General features: G+C 64.5%; 1 protein-coding gene. It reads left to right on the top strand.

The window, feature by feature from the left end:
- Positions 1–592: hemagglutinin repeat-containing protein (locus A9J21_RS13905; RefSeq protein WP_156545880.1), on the top strand; the 592-nt coding region annotated here is incomplete at both ends.

Consider the following 592-nt stretch of genomic DNA (forward strand, 5'->3'; position numbering starts at 1 on the left):
CTCGGCGACCGATACCTACGAGAACCACAGCACGAACAAGTCCAGCAGCGGCAGCATCGGTGTATCCCTCGGCAGCAAGGGCTGGGGCGTGTCGGCTTCGGCATCCACCAGCAAGGGCAACGGCGACACCACGGGCACCACGCAGGTCAACAGCCACGTGAAGGGCAGCGAATCGGTATCGATCGTGTCCGGCAACGACACGAACATCCTGGGCGGGGTGGTCAGGGGCGGCAAGGTAACGGCAGACGTGGGCGGCGACCTGAATCTGGCGAGCCGTCAGGACACAGAAGAAAGCCATGCCCGCCAGCAGAGCGTGGGCGGCGGCCTGAACTGGAGCCAGGCTGGAGGTCTCACTGGTTCGTTCTCGGCCACAAAGGGCAAGGGCGACGGCAGCTACGCCAACGTGACCGAGCAATCGGGCATTCTGGCGGGCGACGGCGGCTTCGACATCAAGGTCAAGGGCAATACGGACCTGAAGGGCGCCCTCCTCGCCAGCACGGCCACCAACGACAGGAACAAGCTGAGCACGGGCACGCTGAGCTGGAGCGATATCGAGAACAAGTCGGACTACAGCGCGACGTCGATGGGGCTG

Source organism: Cupriavidus sp. D384, from assembly GCF_001652915.1.
Classification (GTDB): domain Bacteria; phylum Pseudomonadota; class Gammaproteobacteria; order Burkholderiales; family Burkholderiaceae; genus Cupriavidus.